Here is a 20,072-nt window from a genome sequence, read left to right as displayed (position 1 = left end):
ACCTATAAGGGCCTGAGCCGGCAAAAAAGAGGTATGGGATGCCGCTTTGGTGCATTCTTAAACAGGCTGGCGGTTATTGATAACGTTACAATAATCAACGCAAAAATGGCGCAGAAGAAGCCTTTGAATATGTCACAGAGTCAATGGCGGGGCAGGATTAATCCCGTTCTAGAAAGTTGTCTTCCATGGCATGGTGCAATCGTTTCTGAAACCTTTCAGCCTGGATAGCCAGATACATGGCCACCATGCAGGCAGCGAGCACACCATACAGCAACATAAAACAGATACTGTAGAAGCCGCTCCAGTCAACCAGCCAACCAAACAAGAGGGGTAGGGTGCAGCCGCCCATGGCCCCCATAGCCGCGACCAGTCCGCCAGCAGATCCCATCTGAGTGGGATAGTGATCCTGGATCAGCTTATAGACGCTGGCACGCCCCAGTCCCTGTGCAATACCGATAACAAACAGCAGCGTGGTAAACACCCACAGGTTGATGCCCAGGCGCAGATGAACGTCTTTGTCGATGCCGTGAATGGTCATGGTGGTGGGCGGATAACTAAGGAAGAACAGGCAAACCAGACAGATCCAGAACACTGCCCAGTTGATACGCCTCCCTCCGAAGCGATCCGCCAGCCAGCCGCCTAAGGGCCTGACCAACGAGGAACTGGCAACAAAGAGCAGGGTGAAGGCCATGGCCTGGTGGGTGGAGAGCTTATAGGCATTCATATAATAGTGGGGAAGCCACATCAGCAAGGCCAGAAACGAACCAAATACGAAATAGTAATAAAGCCCCAGTCGCCAGATATGCAGGCGGCTCAGCTGTTGGGTCAGTTGGGTGATACAGCCTTGATGGCCAATCCTGTCGCCGCTTTCCCTGCTGGCCGGAGCAATAAACCAGAACAGCACCAGCACCGCCGCCAGGCCGATACAATACAGGGGACCAATATGTTGCCAGTCGCCGTAGTCAACCAGATAAGGGATCAACAGCAGATTAATAGCCGCTCCCGCATTGCCTGCGCCGAAAATCCCCATGCTGGTGCCCTGCAACTGTCGGGAAAAGAAGGTAGTGACATAGCGGATACCAAAGGTGAAGGAACTGCCGGACAATCCCAGCCACAGCCCCAGCAACAAATAGTCCTGGAAGCTGTCGGCCATCTGTAGAAGCCATAAGGGGGGCAACGTCAGCAGCATTTGTCCCGCCCAGAGCCCTTTTACGGAAAAACGATCCGCCAGCAAGCCAGCCGGAATGCGGGTCAGCGCCCCGGTCAGCATCGGCGTGGACAGCAGCAGGCCCAGTTCTGTCAGGCTTAGATGCAGGCTTTCCGTTAAGGGGCGGGTCATGGCCGCATACATGGTCCAGACCGAAAAGTTAGCCGCAAAGGTCAGAGTGGCAAGCACCAGGGCCAGAGTGCCCCGGTCCGAAATCCAACGCATGATACAACCCGAAGATAAACCTTTGTCCAGTGTATCCCAGAATCGGGGATTCCCAAGCGTTGCAGTAGCAAGGTTTGATTCGTATCAAACTGACGCCTGTTGACAGCGCCTAGTGGTTTACCCCTTATGCCAAAGCATGCTAAATCTGCACAGAGCGTGCGGGGGAACAATGACACAACGCCTCAGCCTGGAAACGGGCAGTAACAGTCAGGCCGGTATCAAAGCGGTAAATGAAGATGCCGTGGGCATAGCCGTGCCCGAACAGGAATATCTGCAACAGGTCAAAGGCACAGTGCTGGCTCTGGCCGATGGTGTCTCTGCCGCGGAAGCCGGAGGTGAGGCCAGCCGGACTGCGGTGGAACGCTTTGCCCAGGAATATTTCCAGACCCCGGACACCTGGTCAGTCAGTCACAGCGGCGAGCAGGTATTGTCCGCCCTCAATCTGCGCCTGTTCAGGAAAAGTCATCAATTCTCAGACGAACACAAGGGCTATCTCACGACTTTTACCGCTTTGGTATTCAAGGGACGACAGGGGCATTTTTTCCATGTGGGAGACAGCAGGTTGTATTTGTATCGGGCCGGACAACTGAGCCAGTTAACCCGAGATCATCTGGCTCAACTGGGCAGTGGTCACGCCTTCCTGTCCAGGGCGTTGGGCATGGATAATCTGCTGCATGTGGATTACGGCAGCCTGGAACTCAAAGTGGGAGATGTTTTTTTGCTGACCACTGATGGAGTCCATGAGCCACTGGGAGATGACGGACTCAGCCAGTTGCTAAGCCAGCAGCAGTCAGCCGAGCAAACTTGCCGGCAACTGGTGGAACAGGCGCTGGCCAGCGGCAGTCAGGACAATCTCAGTTGCCTGCTGGCCAGGATCAAGGCGCTGCCCCATCAGGAAGTGGATGAGTTCAATGCCGAGCTGACACGGTTGCCATTCCCGCCGCCCCTTAAAGCCGGGATGCAACTGGATGGTTATCGTATCCTGGAAGAGTGCTATGCCTCCAACCGCAGCCAACTCTATCTAGTTGAGGACATTGAAAGTAACGAACAGTGGGTAATGAAAACCCCCTCGCCCAATTTCAATGACGATGAACATTATATCGACGGCTTTATCCGGGAGCAGTGGATCGGCAGCCGGATACGCCACCCTAATGTTGTGCGGATAGCCGCACTTAAGCGTCCCCGCACGGCGCTGTACTATCTGATGGAAAAAGTGCCGGGCCAGGACCTGGAAAAGTGGCGGTTGCAGCACGCCGATGCGGGACCCAAGCGTAAGATAAAAATCATCCGCCAGATAGCCGAAGGGCTTAAAGCCTTTCACGGCAATGATGCGGTGCATCAGGACCTCAAACCCGGCAACGTGCTGGTGGATGACCAGGATCATGTGACGCTGGTGGATTTCGGTTCGGTCTTTGTGGCGGGGATTGCCGAGTTGTACCGGCCCATCGAACAAGCGGATGCCCTGGGCACCGCCAGCTATTCAGACCCCAACTATCTGTATGGTCACAACCCCGGCCTGCAGGGAGATGTCTACAGCCTGGCTACCCTGTGCTATGAACTCTTCACCGGCCATCTGCCTTATGGGGAGGCCATTGAAAACTGCCACGGCGCGGCAGACTGTGACCGTCTGCGATATGTGCCGGCCGCGTCTCATAACCCCGTTATTCCCATCTGGTTTGACCGGGCGCTGGAAAAAGGCGTCAGTTTCGATCTGACTCAGCGCTATCATACGGTGGATGCGCTGATGGCCGACCTGAACCGGCCTAATCCGGAGCTGCTAAGGGAAGATCCTGCCCCCAGGGAGGCGGGTAAACTGATGTTCTGGAAACTGCTCAGCGGCTTTTGGTTTCTGACTTTGCTGGTGGTGATCTATCTGTTCAGCCTGGTTGAGTAACCACAATGGCCCATTGTTCCGTCCGGCAGCGTGATATGAAATATATCCCTATATTTCACCGCTTCGCTGTTCCGATGGGTTCCATTCCCATTGGTCAGTCGCTTTTTCAGCCCCACTAAACTGCACTCCGTCTTCCTTGCGGGGCAAAAAAATGGACGCCAGCAGAGGGCCAATATAAAAGATCAACACGCCCTGGGCAGACCGGTGGAGACCTCCCGGAGTATCACTAAAGAGATAGCAGTCTTATCCCAATGACTTGTGCCCATACCCCCAGATGCGAATTGCCGTAAGGGAGCCGCCAACGGATAGTGTTGTCAGGCTTTTCTATCAAACGAGGATAAGGTTATGGCCAATTTAGACCGTTGGGATCCGGAAGATCAGGGATTCTGGGAGTCCAGGGGCAAATCCATTGCCCGGCAAAATCTGTGGATCTCCATTCCCAGTTTGTTGTGCGGGTTTGCCGTGTGGCTTTACTGGGGGATCCTGACCGTACAGATGATGAATGCGGGCTATCCGTTCAGTGCGGATGAACTTTTTACCCTGACAGCCATCGCCGGTCTGTCCGGTGCCACCTTACGTATTCCCAGCAGCTTTTTTATCCGCTTCTGCGGCGGCCGCAACACCATTTTCTTTACCACCAGTTTGCTGATGATTCCGGCATTCTTTACCGGTGTCGCCCTGCAAAATCCTGACACGCCCCTTTGGCAGTATCAGTTGCTGGCCCTGTTATCCGGCATAGGTGGCGGTAACTTTGCCTCTTCCATGTCCAATATCAGCTTCTTCTTTCCCAAGAACCAGCAGGGTCTGGCCCTGGGGCTGAATGCCGGGCTGGGCAATTTCGGTGTCACCACCATGCAGGTGCTGATTCCGTTGTTTATGACCTTTGGCGCATTTGGTGTTCTGGGTGGCGACCCCGTTTCCCTGGTGACCTCCTCCGGTACCCTGATCGGTAAGATCCCGGCGGGCAGCGATACCTGGATCCAGAACGGCGGTTTTGTCTGGCTGTTGTTCCTGGTCCCCCTGGCCTTTGCTTCCTGGTTCGGTATGCATAATATCCGCACCGCCGAGGTTACCCCGGATTTGCCCAATCCCGTGAGTGCCATGTTGATGATCAGTGCCATGTTGCTGATTGGTCTGTTTACCGCCGTGGCCGGTCTGTGGCTGATTCTGCCCGAAGCCGCCAATGGCTCTGGCTGGGAGATCCCCAAGGAGATCGTGCTGGTGTTGGTGATCAACCTCACCGTGTTTCTGCTTAAACTGCTGCCTGGTGCCATCGGCAAAAGTCTGACCCGGCAGTATCAGATCTTCCGGAATCACCATACCTGGGTGATGAGTATTATCTACACCATGACCTTCGGCTCCTTTATCGGCTTTGCCGCCGCCTTTCCGCTGGCCATCAAAGTCATATTCGGGTTCCAGCACATTATGGTGGATGGGGTGATGACCCACAATACCCCCAACCCGGCCGGCCCCAGCGCGCTGATGTATGCCTGGATGGCACCTTTTATCGGTGCGCTCATTCGTCCTGTAGGCGGCTGGATTGCCGATAAATGGGGTGGGGCGTTGGTCACCCAACTGTGTGCCCTGGTCATGGTACTGTCCTCACTTGGTGCCGCCTACTATATGTATCTGGCTTATCAGTCCGCCACGCCACAGGAATTCTTCTGGCCATTCTTCATCCTGTTCCTGGTGCTGTTCGCTGCCACTGGAATAGGCAACGGCTCGACCTTCCGTACCATTGCCATGGTCTTTCCCAAGGAACAGGCTGGTCCGGTGCTGGGCTGGACCTCTGCAGTCGCCGCCTATGGTGCCTTCTATATTCCCAAGGTATTCGGCGAGCAAATCAAGGCCACCACACCAGAGGTAGCACTGATCGGTTTTGCCATCTTCTATGCAGTGTGCATGGTACTCAACTGGTTCTTCTACCTGCGCAAGAACGGCCAGTTCTATAACCCTTGATAAGCTACACATATCAGGCCCGGTTTACCGGGCCTGATAGCTGCTTAAACATCCTAGCCTTGTGATGGATCAAGTTTCGAATTGCCATTAGTCGCTACTATCGTCCTGACATCAAAAGATTGAGAGTTCCATGACCAAGCCAGCCTGGACACCGGACCTGATTGCCAAGTACAACATCAATGGTCCCCGTTATACCTCTTACCCAACCGCCCTGGCACTGAACAGCGGGTTCGACCGTGACAGGATTGCCCCGGCCATCGCGCAGGCGCCCAGCCGGATGAGTCTGTATATTCATATCCCTTTTTGCCACAAGCTTTGTTACTACTGCGGCTGCAACAAGGTCATCACGCGCCATCAGCATAAAGCCGATGAGTATCTGCAGGCACTGGCCCAGGAAATGGCCCTGTATCAGCCTTTGATGGCAGACAAGACCATCGGCCAGATCCATCTGGGCGGCGGTACTCCCACTTTTCTGACAGAAACGCAACTGACCTGTCTGATGGAACTGCTAAAGGCGCATTTCCGCATTGATTCCGGTGCTGAGATCAGCATCGAAATCGATCCCCGCAGTTGCAGTGACGACAAGCTGCGACACCTTCATAGGCTGGGATTCAACCGCGTCAGCTTCGGTGTGCAGGACCTGGATGAGAAGGTCCAGATTGCTATTAACCGGGTGCAGGAGACGGCGTTGATTCGTCATCAGGTTGCATTGTGCAGGGAACTGGGGTTTGAGTCCGTCAATCTGGATCTGGTCTACGGGCTGCCGTTTCAGCATCCCGACAGCTTTGCCCAGACCCTGGAGCAAATAGTGGAACTGAACCCTGACCGGCTGTCACTTTTCAGCTATGCCCATTTGCCCAGTCGCTTCGCCGCCCAGCGTAAAATAGCCGATGACAGCCTGCCGGATGCGACCACCAAGCTGAACCTGCTGACCCTGGCCATTGAACGCTTTGTTGAAGCGAACTATCAGTTCATCGGCATGGATCACTTCGCCAAAGCTACTGATACCCTGGCCATAGCCCAGCAGCAGGGCAGGTTACAACGCAACTTCCAAGGCTACACCACCGCTGGCCAGGATGCCCTGGTAGGGCTTGGTGTCTCCTCCATCAGCCAGGTAGATGGGGTACTATGGCAGAACCACAAGGCGCTGCCCGACTATTATCAGGCTCTGATGTCCGCCCGCGTACCTGTGGAAAAGGGCTTTATTCTAAGATCGGATGATCGCTTGCGGGCGGCCTTGATTTCACAGCTGATCTGTCATTTTTCCCTGGATATCGACTTATTTTGCCGACAGTGGAAGATACAGGACTTTTGGGGATATTTCTGCGAGGCGGGGGACAGACTGACACCCTTTGTCGATGATGGTCTCGTTAATATTGAGGATAACCAGATTCGGGTCACTGAGTTGGGACGTTTCTGGGTGCGCAGCATTTGTGCCTGTTTCGATGCCTATCTGAGCCAGGACCAGCAGCGCTACTCCAAAGTGGTCTGAATTAACCACGACAGACAACCTCGGCCTTATGGGAATGATTTTCTCGCGCAGAGCCCGCCAAGCCGCCAAGGAAAATCAACGTCCCCCCGCTTTTCCCTCTCCACGTCCCTGCGGCCTCTGCGCGATAACATCGGATTTTCCTCTGTTTTTTCTGTGGTGAATAATCAAAGATTAACGGGATTACACCGGCAGGCTGTCAAATAGCTGGATGGACACAGATTCACCGACCTTGACCGGACCTCGTTGCTGTTCAAGCAGAATATAGCAGTTGGCGCGGGCAATGGAGGTCATCACCCCAGAGCTTTGATTGCCGGTACTTTTGACCAGCAGCTCGCCCTTTTCATCCCGCCAGCAGATGCCGCGCTGAAAATCCATCCGTCCCGGGCGTTTTTTTAGATCTTCACCGGCTATGGCTGTCAGGGTCATGGAACTGGCAGACTGCTCGCCGGACAAACGCTGAAGCGCTGGCAGCACCAGTTGTTCAAAGGTAACCCAGGCCGAGACGGGATTACCGGGAAGACCAAAGAAGGCGCACTGGCCTAAACGGCCAAAAGCAAAAGGTTTGCCGGGCTTGATGGCCAGTTTCCAGAATCCGATCTGGCCCTTTTCGGCCAGTATTTCGCGGGTAAAATCGGCCTCACCGACCGATACCCCTCCGGAACTGATCAAGCCGTGGCATTGAGAGGCTGCCTTGTCCAGCGAATCCCGAAGTGCCTGTTTGTCATCCGGAACAACTCCCAGGTCCAGTACCTGAATGCCCAACTGCTGCAGTGCTGCGCGCAGGGCAGGGCGATTACTGTCATAGATTTGTCCTTTATCCAGTGCCCGTCCTGGCAGTACCAGTTCATCCCCGGATGAGAACAAAGCGACGTTGAGCGGTTCGAATACACAAATCTCAGCGATGCCCAGTGAAGCCAAAAGACCGATATCCACAGGCGTCAGTTTTTTTCCAGCCGGCAATACGGTTTCACCCTGGCGGATGTCTTCGCCGGCCCTGCGAATATTCTCACCCGGCTTGGGTTGATGGTTGCACAGGATCTGCTGATTACGGACTTCCACCTGTTCCTGCATCACCACGGCATCGGCACCGGGGGGAATCATGGCCCCTGTCATGATACGTACCGTTTGGCCGCTTAGCACCCGGCCTTCAAATGGCGTGCCAGCAAAACTGATACCAATCAGTTGCAGAGGGCCACCGGCAGCTTCGTCGGCGTGCAGGGCGTAGCCATCCATAGCCGAATTGTCATAGGGAGGAATATTAAAACCGGCTAATACCGGTTCGGCCAGCACCCTGCCACAGGCCTGTTCAATAGTAACCTTCTGCTTATCCACTACTGTAGACAGTTCCGATAACATCTGTTCCAGAGCTTGCTCCAGAGGCAACAGGCCCGGCTGGCTATCACAATTCATTCGTTCTTACCCTGTTGATTAACCATCCAAACGGCGGCTTCCACCCGGGAGCGCAGATCCAATTTCTTCAGCAGGTGCTTAACATGGACTTTTACCGTACCGTCGGAAATATCCAGTTCGCGGGCGATCAATTTGTTGCTCAGGCCTTTGGCAATCAGCTTGAGGATCTCCAGTTCACGGCTGGTCAGACTGGCTATGGCCCGGTTGGTCTGCCGCTGGGGTCGGCGCAGGGCGGTAGCGAGGATCTCGGTCAGCTTAGGACTCATCACCATCTTGCCTAGCACTGCCTCGCGCAATCTGGCGATGATATCCTCAGGCTCCATATCTTTGAGGAGATAGCCGTCGGCACCCAAACGTATCGCTTCCACCACATCTTCGTCACTGTCAGATACGGTCAGCATGATAATTCTGGCATCCACTCCCTGATCACGCATGGCTTTGAGGGTCTGCAGCCCATCCATACCCTGCATATTCAGATCCAGACTGATAAGGTCAGGTTCCAGTTCCACTGCCAGGCGAATGGCATCCTCACCGTTGCTCGCTTCTCCGATCACTTCTAGATCGTCTTCCAGTTCAATCAGTTGGGTCAGGCCCTTACGCAACAGGGGGTGGTCGTCCACCATCAAAATGGTGGCGGGACTCATGGATGGCATAGTGATCTCCAAAAGGATTGGAATTATTTTAGGTACAGGTTAACGGCAAGTGGGAGGGATGCCAACCGACCAGACGAGTTAGGTGGGTACCTACAAAGAGGTAGGAGACTAAATTTTGCCTCTGAAACCAGGCCGTCAGTCCCCGGTGCGGGCGCAATCAAACAAAACAGATTGAAATTTAATTCAGTGGGCAGGAGGATAGACCTTTACCCATTACAACGAGCATGCCTATGTCTGTCCAGCGTTACGGTTTTATTGTCAAGGCACCGGGATACCAGCCTGAATATCACAAGTCCGACATCCAATCCGAGTCATTCCAGACCCATATCCGTTGTGTGTCGGACCTCAATCAGGCGATAGAGCAGGCCCGGACCCTGAAGGGCGAAGGCATCGAGCTGATAGAGTTATGCGGTGGTTTCAGCGAACTGGAGGCTAAAACGCTGATTGAAACCCTGGACAGCGAAATCCCGGTGGGCCATATAATGTTTGCAGAGGGGGAGCGCCAGAAGTTACATAAGCTGCTGGCAAGGAAGGGCTCTGTTTCGGCGCAGAAGGTGTAACGGGTTCAAATGCAGCTACAAGATGCCAACCCCCTTTTGGTTAAATTTTCAGGGGACTGAGCTGGTGCTCTACTAGAGCATTGGCTTCCACCAGGGACTGGCGTTGAGCGAAGCGGGCCTTTACGGACAAATGGTTACACAACGCGACCAGATGCCGAAATTGTAATGTGAGGCCAGGGTTGCCGTCCCTGAGCTGATGAAGGCCTAATGCAGTTCTACTGCAAGATGGTCTTTCTGGCGCTTGGCATAATATTCGGGCTCGAATTCGAAACTCACTTCAGTGCCACCCTGGGGGTGACGGCGAATGGCCAGCTCGCCGCCAAGGTTGCGGCTGCGTTCCTGCATAATGGCCAGACCGTAGTGGTTCAGCTTGCTGGGATCCTCGCCAATTCCCACCCCGTTGTCACGAATGGTCAGACGTACCCGGGATGGCTCCTCTTGTTCCCGTTCCAGGCTGACCTGGACTTTATCGCCCTGGGAATGGTGCAGCGCGTTCTGTGCCGCCTCCCGGGTGATCTGCAAAAGATGAATCTCTTCGTTGGGGCTAAACGGGAGGTTCTCCACATTAAATGCCAGTTCAAAGCGAATCTGGTCTGAACGTTCCTGCAATTGCCGCAGGCTTTGCTCCATGGCGCTGTACAAGCCCCGGCCATCCATTTTCAGCCGGAAGGTGGTCAGCAGTTCTCTTAATTCCCGGTAAGCGGAGCTCAGGCCGGTCTTCAACTCGTCGATAACCGGCGGCAACTGTTCAATGCCGTCCGGTTTTTGCAGGGTCTTTTCCAGCCGCGCTACCTGAATTTTCAGGTAGGAGAGGGCCTGGGCCAAAGAATCATGCAGTTCACGGGCTATGACCGTACGCTCATGCATCAGGGCCAGACGATGACTCTGTTCCTGCTGGTCGCGAAGGCTCAGGCTGACAGCCAGTTGTTCTGCCACAGAATTAAGCAGGCGCATTTGCCAGGTCTCCAACTGCTGTCCGGGTATTAACTGACAGACCAGCACACCATAGTTGTCCTTGCCCCGGGTCAGGGGAAACCGCAGCTTGTCCTCAATCCGGACGGTACCTTCCACACAGCCGGAACATTCCTGGGCCACACAATTGGCCGGCAGGATCTTGTCGCAGGTCATCAGGTGCTCGTAGGGTGTGTTACCGGACCCGGTCATTACGCAGAGGTCCAGATCCGGCAGCCCGATAATCTCAGACAAACGCTTCAGTAACGGCTCAAACTCAGCCGGCCCGTCAGTACCGTTTTGCATGCTCTTGCTGATGTGGTAGAGCAGTTCGATGGACTGATTGCTCTGCTCCAGACGCAGGGTCTTGTCACGGACTTTCTTTTCCATCTGCGCATGGGAACGACTGAGGGCATCGGACATATGGTTAAGGGTATGACCCAGCAGGGCCAGTTCGTCATTGCCTGTGTCATTGGCCTTACCGGTAAAATCACCGCGACCAATCTGGCGGGCTATCTGGGTCAACTGGGCAAGGGGCTGCTTTATCTGATGATTGATAATAAACATGGCGACAATGATCAGCAGAGCCGTGGCCAGCAGGGCCAATCCCTGGATCAGGCGAATGGAGGCCACGTTTTTCTCGGCATGGTACTGATGCAGATTAACCAGTTGATCTATCTTTTCCACCAGGGCTGCCACCTGGGTCTGCAGGGCGGGAATAGTCTGCGGCCTGTCGATGGCGGTAACGATGGCGGGCTGGATATGAGCCTGCCAGTCGCCGAGTATCTGTTGATAGAGCATGTGGTGGTCACTGTCCACATCCTCCATGGCAGGGCGCCGGATCACAGGTTGTTGCAGTTTGGCAGTAAAACTCTCCATCAGGTTCGCTAGTTTGTCACCTTTGCTCCCGTCTTCCTGCTCAGGCAACAGCAGGGTATTCAGGATTTGATAACTCTGCATACGCAGGGAACCGGAAAGATTGACCGCATAGGCATCGGACTCGGCACTGTCGCTGATAAATACCGAACTGGCCATACTGACCACGGCCAGCAGGCTGATGGCAAACATCAGCAGGCCAATCTTGAATACCACTGAACGACTGAGTCGACTGAACATACTACCCCTGCGATGCGATGGTGGTACTCCCAATAATAAGGGGAGTAGGGTTGCTGTGCCCCGGCAACCACCAGGCTGTCTTGAATGGCCTGATTTTACTGATTTTTGCCCAAAAAACCACCTACCCATTAATGGGTAGGTGGTCTAAAAACCGCGTCAGGCAAGGGATTGCGGCGGACTGTTGGATCCAGTTAACTAACCTCACCAAGCCGTCTTTTCGGCGCCACGACCAGTAGACAATCCATTATAAGGAGTCCGGCATGAGTCAGTTTCTGGACAGATTACAGTACTTTAAGCGTATCAAGGGCGATTTCGCCGGGGGCCATGGGGTCACCACAGACGAAGATCGCAGTTGGGAGGACGGTTACCGCCGTCGCTGGCAGCATGACAAGATTGTGCGCTCCACCCATGGTGTCAACTGCACCGGTTCCTGCAGCTGGAAGATCTATGTGAAAGACGGTCTGGTCACCTGGGAAACCCAGCAGACCGACTATCCCCGTACCCGGCCTGACTTGCCCAACCACGAACCCCGCGGCTGTCCGCGGGGCGCAAGCTATTCCTGGTACATCTACAGCGCGAATCGCCTCAAATACCCCAAGATCCGCAAGCGTCTGGTTAAATTATGGCGTCAGGCCAAATTGCAGCACCGCGACCCGGTGCTGGCCTGGGCCAGCATTGTCGAGGATCCGGTTAAAGCCAAGGAATACAAACAGCAGCGTGGCCTGGGCGGCTTCGTGCGGGCCCGCTGGGATGAAGTGAACGAGATCATCGCCGCGGCCAACGTCTACACCACCAAGACTTACGGTCCGGATCGGGTCACCGGCTTTTCGCCGATTCCCGCCATGTCTATGGTTTCTTATGCCGCCGGTGCCCGCTACCTGTCCCTCATTGGCGGTAACTGCCTGAGCTTCTATGACTGGTATTGCGACCTGCCGCCGGCTTCTCCCCAGGTATGGGGAGAGCAGACGGACGTGCCTGAATCGGCAGACTGGTACAACTCGAACTATATCATCTGCTGGGGCTCCAACGTGCCCCAGACCAGGACACCCGATGCCCACTTCCTTACCGAAGTACGCTATAAGGGCACCAAGGTGATCGGCATTACCCCGGACTATTCCGAAGTGGCCAAGCTCACTGATCAGTGGCTGGCCCCCAAGCAGGGCACCGATGCCGCCCTGGCCATGGCCTTTGGTCATGTGATCCTCAAGGAATTCTACGTCGACAAGCAGGTGGACTACTTCATCGACTATGTGCGTCGCTATACCGACATGCCCATGCTGGTGATGCTGGATGACGACGGCAAGGGTACCTATACCCAGGGTCGTTTCCTGCGCGCCTCCGACCTTGTCGACAACCTGGGCCAGGAAAACAATCCTGAGTGGAAAACCATTGCCATCAATGACACCGATGGTCGGCTGGTGTCGCCCACCGGCGCCATCGGTTATCGCTGGGGCGAAGCGGAAGCTGGCATCGGCAAGGGCAAGTGGAACCTGACCCAGCGCGACGGCAAAGATGGTGAGCAGGTGCACCTTAAGCTCAGCCTCAAGGACGGCCATGACCAACTGGCTACGGTTAACTTCCCCTATTTTGGCGGTAAGGAGCATGAGTACGGCTACTTCCAGCATACCAGTCACGATGCGGTGATCCCGCGCAAGGTGCCGGTGCACAAAGTGACTCTGGCAGATGGCAGCGAGGCATTGGTGGCCACCGTGTTTGATCTGACCCTGGCCAATTACGGGGTGGATAACGGCTATCAGGATCCTAACTGCGCCAAAAGCTTTGAGCAGGACCTGCCCTATACCCCGGCCTGGCAGGAAGCCATCACAGGCGTGCGTCCTGAAGATGTGATCAAGGTGGCGCGGGAATTTGCCGACAATGCGGCCAAGACCAAAGGTCGTTCGATGATCATCGTCGGTGCTGGCATGAACCACTGGTACAACATGGACATGAACTACCGGGGCCTGATCAACATGCTGATCCTGTGCGGGGCTGTCGGGCAAAGCGGGGGCGGCTGGGCTCACTATGTGGGGCAGGAGAAGCTGCGTCCCCAAACCGGTTGGACGCCCCTGGCATTCGGCCTGGACTGGGTGCGCCCGCCACGCCATATGAACGGTACCACCTTTTTCTACAATCATTCCAGTCAGTGGCGCTACGAAAAACTGCATATGCAGGAAGTGATTTCGCCCCTGGCCAACAAAGACAAGTGGACCGGCTCCATCATCGACTACAACACCCGTGCCGAGCGCATGGGCTGGTTGCCGTCGGCGCCGCAACTGGGTATGAACCCATTGCAGCTGTGTAAAGATGCCGAGGCGGCGGGCATGGATCCCAAGGACTATGCAGTCCAGCAACTGAAAAATGGCGATCTGGAATTTGCCTGTCTGGATCCGGACAACCCGAAGAACTTCCCGCGCAACATGTTTATCTGGCGCTCCAACCTGTTGGGATCGTCCGGCAAAGGCCACGAATATATGCTGCATCATTTGCTTGGCACCAAACACGGCCTGATGGGTAAGGATCTTGGCGAAGAAGGCGGCGAAAAGCCGGAAGACGTCAAATGGGTGGACCAGGGCGCAGAAGGCAAGGTGGACCTGTTTGTCACCCTGGATTTTCGTATGTCCACCACCTGCCTGTATTCCGATATCGTGCTGCCCACGGCCACCTGGTACGAGAAAGACGACCTGAATACCTCGGATATGCATCCCTTTATCCATCCCCTGTCCAGGGCGGTGGATCCTGTGTGGGAGTCCCGCAGTGACTGGGATATCTTCAAAGGCATTGCCAAATCCTTCTCGGCCCTGGCCGAAGGCCACCTGGGCGTGGAAAAAGATCTGGTCACCCAGCCCATGCAGCATGACAGCCCCGGCGAACTGGCCCAGCCTTTTGGCAGTCAGGCCTGGTGGAAAGGGGAGTGCGACCTGATCCCCGGTAAGACTGCGCCCAACATGATGGTGGTGGAGCGGGATTACCCCAACACCTATGCCCGCTTTACCTCACTGGGCCCCTTGCTGGACAAGTTGGGTAACGGCGGCAAAGGCATTAACTGGAATACCCAGGAGGAAGTGGATTTTCTTGGCGATCTGAATCAGCGCCATATCAAGCCTGGTGCCAATCAGGGCCGGCCGAAGATTGAGACGGCCATCGATGCAGCCGAAGTCATCCTGTCCCTGGCCCCTGAGACCAACGGTCAGGTAGCGGTTAAGGCCTGGGATGCGCTGTCGCAGATCACCGGCCTGGATCACCGCCACCTGGCGCTGCCTAAGGAAGAAGAGAAGATCCGCTTTCGCGATATCGTCGCCCAGCCGCGCAAGATCATCAGCTCACCCACCTGGTCGGGGCTGGAGGATGAGCATGTGTCCTACAACGCCGGTTACACCAATGTGCATGAGCTGATCCCCTGGCGCACCATTACCGGTCGTCAGCAGTTTTATCAGGATCATGAATGGATGCGGGACTTTGGCGAGATGCACTGTTTGTACAAGCCGCCGGTTAACTTAAAGACCATCCGCCCGCTGTTGAACAAAAAGGGCAACGGCAACAAGGAACTGGTACTGAACTGGATCACCCCGCACCAGAAATGGGGTATCCACAGTACCTACTCGGACAACCTGCTGATGCTGACCCTGTCCCGGGGTGGCCCCATCGTCTGGCTGGCCGAACCGGATGCCAAGGCAGCCGGTATCGAGGACAACGATTGGATAGAGGTGTTTAACATCAACGGCGCCATCGCCGCCCGTGCGGTGGTCTCCCAGCGGGTGCCCGAAGGCATGAGCATGATGTACCACGCCCAGGAGCGGATCGTAAATGTACCCGGCGCTGAAACCACCGGTACCCGTGGCGGCATCCATAACTCGGTGACCCGGGCGGTGCTCAAGCCCACCCATATGATCGGGGGCTATGCCCAGCAGGCTTACGGTTTTAATTACTACGGCACTGTTGGCTGTAACCGGGATGAATTTGTCATTGTACGCAAGATGAGCAAGGTGGACTGGCTGGACGACGACAGCGTCGACGCCCTGGACGCCCAACTGAACGAGCAGGAGAAGTAACATGAAGGTCAGAGCGCAAATCGGTATGGTGCTGAACCTGGACAAATGCATCGGCTGTCATACCTGTTCGGTCACCTGTAAGAATGTGTGGACCTCCCGCGAGGGCATGGAGTACGCCTGGTTTAACAACGTGGAGACCAAGCCGGGCATCGGCTATCCCAAGGAGTGGGAGAACCAGGACAAATGGAACGGCGGCTGGATCCGCAGCAAAAACGGCAAGCTGGAGCCCCGTCAGGGGGCTAAACGCCGGATCCTGGCGAATATTTTTGCCAACCCGGATCTGCCGGAAATCGACGACTACTACGAACCCTTTGATTTTGACTATCAGCACCTGCACCGGGCAGGGGAGAGCAAGCACCAGCCGGTGGCCCGTCCCCGTTCATTGATCACCGGACAGCGGATGGAAAAGATCGAATGGGGTCCCAATTGGGAAGAGATCCTCGGTACCGAGTTCTCCAAGCGACGCAAGGACAAGAACTTCGACCAGATCCAGGCCGATATTTACGGTCAGTTCGAAAAGACCTTTATGATGTATCTGCCAAGGCTGTGTGAGCATTGCCTGAACCCGGCTTGTGTGGCGTCCTGCCCAAGCGGTGCTATCTATAAGCGCGAAGAAGACGGCATTGTTCTCATCGATCAGGACAAATGCCGGGGCTGGCGTATGTGTGTGTCCGGTTGTCCGTACAAGAAGATCTATTACAACTGGAAGACAGGCAAGTCAGAGAAATGTATCTTCTGTTATCCCCGTATCGAAGCCGGTCAGCCCACTGTCTGTTCGGAAACCTGTGTCGGCCGCATTCGCTACCTGGGCGTGATGCTCTACGATGCGGACAAGATTGCCGATGCCGCCTCGGTGCCCAATGACAAAGATCTGTATCAGGCCCAGTGCGATATCTTCCTGGATCCCTTTAATCCGGATGTGCAGGCCGCAGCCCGTGCCGAGGGCATTCCTCAGGCCTGGCTGGAGGCTGCTCAGCAGTCTCCCGTTTACAAAATGGCCATGGAATGGAAGGTGGCCCTGCCGCTGCATCCTGAGTACCGCACCCTGCCCATGGTCTGGTATGTGCCGCCCCTGTCGCCTATACAGACCGCCATTGAAGCCGGTCATGTGGGCCAGAACGGCGTGATCCCGGATCTCAAGTCCTTAAGGATCCCGGTCAAGTATCTGGCCAACCTGCTCACCGCCGGTGAAGAGAAGCCTGTAATTCGGGCCCTGGAGCGGATGCTGGCCATGCGCGCCTTTAAACGCTCCCAGCAGGTGGACGGGGTTGAGGACGATGAAGTCATCGCCCAGGTGGGACTGGAAGCTTGGCAGGTGGAGGAAATGTACCGGGTCATGGCCCTGGCCAATTACGAAGACAGGTTTGTGATTCCCACCAGCCACACCCGTTATGCAGAAGATGCCTACGACATGAAAAGCGGCTGCGGTTTCAGCTTTGGTAATGGCTGCAGCAGCAACTCAGGCGTGAATCTGTTTGGTGGCAAGAGCCAGACAGTGCGTCAGGTGATCCCGGTGGAGATTAAGGAGTAAGCCATGAAGATACTAACCCTGATTTCCAGGCTGCTGGACTATCCCACCAACGAACTCTCTGCAGTCCGTCACTCGATGCTGGATTTGATTGCCGACTCCAGTTTGCCGCTGGACCAGCAGAAGGCCCTGGCAGATTTTGTCAATCGCCGATTAGAAGGGGATTTGCTCGACTGGCAGGAAGAATATGACGGTCTGTTTGAGCGTGGTCGTTCCTTATCCCTGCTGGTATATGAGCATATCCACGGTGAGTCGCGGGATCGCGGCCAGGCCATGGTGGACCTGCTGGCGCAGTACCGGGCTGCCGGGCTGGAAATCGCCGCCCATGAGCTGCCGGATCATCTGCCCCTGCTGCTGGAATTTATCTCCACCCAAGGGGAGGAAGCCGCCGGCTGGCTGTCCGATATCGCGCCGGTGCTGGGACTGCTCGCTGCCCGGTTGGAAAAGCGCCGCTCAGACTATGCCGACCTGTTTAAGGCATTACTGGCCCTTAGCGATGCGGCGGTGGATCTTGCCGATATCCAGCGCCAGATAGCGGATGAGAAACCGGATCACACCCCCAAGGCCCTGGATAAAGTTTGGGAAGAAGAGGCGGTGACCTTTGGCGGCGATGCCATCAACGGCGGTTGTCCCAGCCAGGTGCAACGCCCCAGCGAATCCCAGAGGCGTGACCAGCAGGTGCCCATCGGCTTTGTCGATGCGGTGAAAAAGACGGCCTGAACTGAATTTAGGAGTTGACCATGTCATTTATCAATCATCTGTTATTTGGGGTTTATCCCTACATTGCCCTGGCCGTGTTCGTGCTGGGCAGCCTGATCCGCTATGACCGCGAGCCCTACAGCTGGAAAACCGGCTCCAGCCAGATGCTGGAGAGCAAGCAACTGAGAAAGGGCAGTTTTGCCTTCCATATCGGCATTCTTGCCATCCTGGCCGGTCACTTCGTCGGCCTGCTGACGCCTCACCAAGTCTGGGATGTGCTGGGCATCAGCGCCGGCACCAAACAGGTTGTTGCGATGGCGGCAGGTGGCTTTTTCGGCCTGATCTGCTTGTACGGCATGACTATCCTGCTTAAGCGCCGGCTCACCAATGTGCGGGTGCGGGCCACCAGTACCCGTATGGACATCACTATCCTGGTGCTGCTGTATGCCCAACTGATTCTGGGCCTGTTGAGCATTCCGTTCTCTCTGGGTCACCTGGATGGGTCGGAGATGCTCAAGCTGATGGCCTGGGCACAGAATACCGTGACCTTTGATGCCGTTGCCGCCTCCACCGCCATTGCCGATGTGGGCATTATCTACAAGCTGCATGTGCTGCTGGGTATGACGTTATTTGTGCTGTTTCCCTTCAGTCGCCTGGTGCATATCTGGAGCGTACCGGTCAAATACATGCGTCGTAACTACCAGGTGGTCAGGCAAAAAGGCTGACATGCCGTCTGGCTGTTAAGACAAACTCAGGCCGGCTGAATACTTACTCTCTAGCCGGTCTGACATCCCAGATTCAGGAGTGACCATGATTATCAGCGATATTCCCGCCGTTAAGGTGAACAACCGGCCCATCGACGCCGAGCAGATCAGTGCGGAAATTCAGTATCATCCGGCCGGTACTCGTCGTGAAGCCACGGTCAAGGCGGCCCGCGCCCTGATTATTAATGAGGTGGTGCGCCAGCGCGCGGTCTCAGTTGGCCTTTGGCCAACCGACAAGCTGCTGGAAAGCCATCAGGAAGAACCCCTGATTGAGCAGTTGATTGCCCGTGATGCGCATCTGCCCAAAGCCAGTGAAGAGGATTGCCGTCAGTTTTTTGGGGCCAACCAGCAACGCTTTGCCAGTGCACCGCTTTTGGAGGTGCGTCATATTCTGCTGGCTGCCGACCCCAAGGATGCCGATGAACGGGCCAACAGTCGCGAGCTGGCTGACCAACTGCTCATCTTATTGCAGCAAAATCAGCAGGACTTTGCTGAACTGGCCCGCAGCCATTCCCAGTGTCCGTCGGCCAAAGTTGGCGGCAATCTGGGGCAGATCAGCAAGGGGCAGACGGTGCCCGAGTTTGAGCGTCAGTTGTTTGCTGCGCCCAAGGGGCTGATGAATACGCCGGTTGAGACCCGTTATGGCTTTCATCTGGTGGAGATCGTCAGGCGGGTCGAGGGACATCCGCTGCCTTATGAGCAGGTGAGGGGGGATATTCGCCGTTATCTGGATGCCAAGGTCAGACGCAAGACCATCGCCCAGTACCTGACCTGTCTGCTCAGCGAGGCCGATATCCAGGGTTTTGACTTTGGCCTGGAAGGCTCACCGTTAATGCAATAAGAAGTGGTCAGTATGCAGTTGTCAGTTAACAGAACAGCTACGCATTAAAGTGCGGCGTGAGGCCTAAATATCTTGACTTAACCACTTATAAGATAAGTGTTTTTTGACAACTGACAACTGACAACTGACAACTGACAACTGACAACTGACAACTGACAACTGCATGTCTGCCAATCCTTTTACCGCCAAATGGTCCGCCAAAGGCCATACCCTGTGTCTGGGCCACTGGATAATTCACTACCAGGGCCTGCCGGTGGTGCTGCCTGACAAACAGGCAGAGCACGACATGGATACCTACGGCAATTTCAGCTACCTGTTTCCGGATGAAGACGACTTTATCGAAGGTACTCAGGAGGACGACTGGATAGAGCAGAATATTGACTGGCTGGCGGAGATTTTCGAACAACATGCCATTCCCCTGGATGAAGCCCATCTGCGCTGGTTCTACCAGGCGGTGAATGCCGCCGACTGGCGCTGCGGCAGTTGCGGCGGCTGCATATAGGCATAACAGGGTTCCCACACTTCCTGACTGGCATCTATCTTGTTTGTTTTCGGACTGCTGTTCTCGGTGGAGAGGCGAACAGGTTTGGTACACCTAATCGGGGGCTAGCGAAAACTGGGCTATTTTCACTATCAGGTAGTAGGTCCGAATAGTTCACAGGCAGTGTATTGTCTAGTCTCCCCTATCGAAAAGATGTGAAGCGCTCCCTCAACCTGTCATTTG

At 55.4% G+C, this 20,072-nt stretch carries 14 protein-coding genes; 10 read left to right on the top strand and 4 right to left on the bottom strand.

The genetic code is table 11. The features are described 5' to 3' along the window. Positions 1 to 157: 157 nt before the first annotated feature. Positions 158 to 1,432 (bottom strand): MFS transporter, encoded by a 1,275-nt coding sequence (locus J0A66_RS03860; RefSeq protein WP_206572476.1) that lies wholly within the window; start codon positions 1,430 to 1,432, stop codon positions 158 to 160. A 169-nt stretch (positions 1,433 to 1,601) separates the two neighbouring features. On the opposite strand from J0A66_RS03860, the gene J0A66_RS03855 reads away from it, so the two are divergent. From J0A66_RS03855 to hemN, 3 genes are all read left to right on the top strand, one after another. Beyond that, positions 1,602 to 3,326: a bifunctional protein-serine/threonine kinase/phosphatase gene (locus J0A66_RS03855; RefSeq protein ID WP_206572475.1), complete on the top strand. Its 1,725-nt coding sequence runs from the start codon at positions 1,602 to 1,604 to the stop codon at positions 3,324 to 3,326. 345 nt (positions 3,327 to 3,671) lie between these two features. Beyond that, the gene (locus J0A66_RS03850) at positions 3,672 to 5,285 is read left to right on the top strand and encodes an MFS transporter (RefSeq protein WP_206572474.1); all 1,614 of its coding nucleotides are present in this window, start codon (positions 3,672 to 3,674) and stop codon (positions 5,283 to 5,285) included. Between the two features lie 130 nt (positions 5,286 to 5,415). Next, the gene (hemN, locus tag J0A66_RS03845; protein WP_206572473.1) at positions 5,416 to 6,777 is read left to right on the top strand and encodes an oxygen-independent coproporphyrinogen III oxidase; all 1,362 of its coding nucleotides are present in this window, start codon (positions 5,416 to 5,418) and stop codon (positions 6,775 to 6,777) included. A 180-nt stretch (positions 6,778 to 6,957) separates the two neighbouring features. Here the strand turns inward: hemN and moeA are convergent, their stop codons facing one another. Continuing rightward, positions 6,958 to 8,187 (bottom strand): molybdopterin molybdotransferase MoeA, encoded by a 1,230-nt coding sequence (moeA, locus tag J0A66_RS03840; RefSeq protein ID WP_206572472.1) that lies wholly within the window; start codon positions 8,185 to 8,187, stop codon positions 6,958 to 6,960. Further along, complete coding sequence (gene narL, locus J0A66_RS03835; RefSeq protein ID WP_338143866.1) at positions 8,184 to 8,831, bottom strand: two-component system response regulator NarL; 648 nt, start codon at positions 8,829 to 8,831, stop codon at positions 8,184 to 8,186. The genes moeA and narL overlap by 4 nt, the downstream gene beginning before the upstream one ends. Before the next feature lie 239 nt (positions 8,832 to 9,070). On the opposite strand from narL, the gene J0A66_RS03830 reads away from it, so the two are divergent. Beyond that, a complete protein-coding gene (locus J0A66_RS03830) occupies positions 9,071 to 9,400 on the top strand; it encodes a DUF6506 family protein (RefSeq protein WP_206572470.1) in 330 nt (109 codons plus the stop codon). Between the two features lie 204 nt (positions 9,401 to 9,604). Here the strand turns inward: J0A66_RS03830 and J0A66_RS03825 are convergent, their stop codons facing one another. After that, complete coding sequence (locus tag J0A66_RS03825; RefSeq protein ID WP_206572469.1) at positions 9,605 to 11,467, bottom strand: ATP-binding protein; 1,863 nt, start codon at positions 11,465 to 11,467, stop codon at positions 9,605 to 9,607. Positions 11,468 to 11,727: 260 nt separating this feature from the next. Between J0A66_RS03825 and J0A66_RS03820 the strand changes: the two genes are divergently transcribed. The 6 genes from J0A66_RS03820 (at position 11,728) to J0A66_RS03795 (ending at position 19,850) form a co-directional block, all read left to right on the top strand. Beyond that, a complete protein-coding gene (locus J0A66_RS03820; protein WP_206572468.1) occupies positions 11,728 to 15,516 on the top strand; it encodes a nitrate reductase subunit alpha in 3,789 nt (1,262 codons plus the stop codon). A gap of 1 nt (position 15,517) precedes the next feature. After that, on the top strand, positions 15,518 to 17,047 hold the full coding sequence (gene narH, locus J0A66_RS03815) for a nitrate reductase subunit beta (protein ID WP_206572467.1): 1,530 nt from the start codon (positions 15,518 to 15,520) through the stop codon (positions 17,045 to 17,047). Positions 17,048 to 17,050: 3 nt separating this feature from the next. After that, the gene (gene narJ, locus J0A66_RS03810; protein WP_206572466.1) at positions 17,051 to 17,764 is read left to right on the top strand and encodes a nitrate reductase molybdenum cofactor assembly chaperone; all 714 of its coding nucleotides are present in this window, start codon (positions 17,051 to 17,053) and stop codon (positions 17,762 to 17,764) included. 20 nt (positions 17,765 to 17,784) lie between these two features. Then, on the top strand, positions 17,785 to 18,468 hold the full coding sequence (narI, locus tag J0A66_RS03805; RefSeq protein ID WP_206572465.1) for a respiratory nitrate reductase subunit gamma: 684 nt from the start codon (positions 17,785 to 17,787) through the stop codon (positions 18,466 to 18,468). 85 nt (positions 18,469 to 18,553) lie between these two features. Beyond that, positions 18,554 to 19,348 carry a peptidylprolyl isomerase gene (locus J0A66_RS03800; RefSeq protein ID WP_206572464.1) on the top strand — a complete coding sequence of 265 codons (795 nt, stop codon included), beginning with the start codon at positions 18,554 to 18,556 and terminating at the stop codon, positions 19,346 to 19,348. Positions 19,349 to 19,511: 163 nt separating this feature from the next. Next, positions 19,512 to 19,850 carry a PM0253 family protein gene (locus J0A66_RS03795; protein WP_206572463.1) on the top strand — a complete coding sequence of 113 codons (339 nt, stop codon included), beginning with the start codon at positions 19,512 to 19,514 and terminating at the stop codon, positions 19,848 to 19,850. The last annotated feature ends 222 nt before the right edge of the window (positions 19,851 to 20,072 follow it).

The organism is Bowmanella dokdonensis (assembly GCF_017254865.1).
Lineage (GTDB): Bacteria > Pseudomonadota > Gammaproteobacteria > Enterobacterales > Alteromonadaceae > Bowmanella > Bowmanella dokdonensis.
The sequence above is the reverse complement of the archived record's forward strand: the minus strand, read 5'-3'. Positions and strand labels throughout refer to the sequence as shown.

Bases quoted from the DNA above. Each gene is read 5' to 3' on its own strand.
- J0A66_RS03860 (WP_206572476.1), bottom strand. From the start codon at position 1,432: ATGCGTTGGATTTCGGACCGGGGCACTCTGGCCCTGGTGCTTGCCACT.
- J0A66_RS03855 (WP_206572475.1), top strand. From the start codon at position 1,602: ATGACACAACGCCTCAGCCTGGAAACGGGCAGTAACAGTCAGGCCGGT.
- J0A66_RS03850 (WP_206572474.1), top strand. From the start codon at position 3,672: ATGGCCAATTTAGACCGTTGGGATCCGGAAGATCAGGGATTCTGGGAG.
- hemN (WP_206572473.1), top strand. From the start codon at position 5,416: ATGACCAAGCCAGCCTGGACACCGGACCTGATTGCCAAGTACAACATC.
- moeA (WP_206572472.1), bottom strand. From the start codon at position 8,187: ATGAATTGTGATAGCCAGCCGGGCCTGTTGCCTCTGGAGCAAGCTCTG.
- narL (WP_338143866.1), bottom strand. From the start codon at position 8,831: ATGAGTCCCGCCACCATTTTGATGGTGGACGACCACCCCCTGTTGCGT.
- J0A66_RS03830 (WP_206572470.1), top strand. From the start codon at position 9,071: ATGTCTGTCCAGCGTTACGGTTTTATTGTCAAGGCACCGGGATACCAG.
- J0A66_RS03825 (WP_206572469.1), bottom strand. From the start codon at position 11,467: ATGTTCAGTCGACTCAGTCGTTCAGTGGTATTCAAGATTGGCCTGCTG.
- J0A66_RS03820 (WP_206572468.1), top strand. From the start codon at position 11,728: ATGAGTCAGTTTCTGGACAGATTACAGTACTTTAAGCGTATCAAGGGC.
- narH (WP_206572467.1), top strand. From the start codon at position 15,518: ATGAAGGTCAGAGCGCAAATCGGTATGGTGCTGAACCTGGACAAATGC.
- narJ (WP_206572466.1), top strand. From the start codon at position 17,051: ATGAAGATACTAACCCTGATTTCCAGGCTGCTGGACTATCCCACCAAC.
- narI (WP_206572465.1), top strand. From the start codon at position 17,785: ATGTCATTTATCAATCATCTGTTATTTGGGGTTTATCCCTACATTGCC.
- J0A66_RS03800 (WP_206572464.1), top strand. From the start codon at position 18,554: ATGATTATCAGCGATATTCCCGCCGTTAAGGTGAACAACCGGCCCATC.
- J0A66_RS03795 (WP_206572463.1), top strand. From the start codon at position 19,512: ATGTCTGCCAATCCTTTTACCGCCAAATGGTCCGCCAAAGGCCATACC.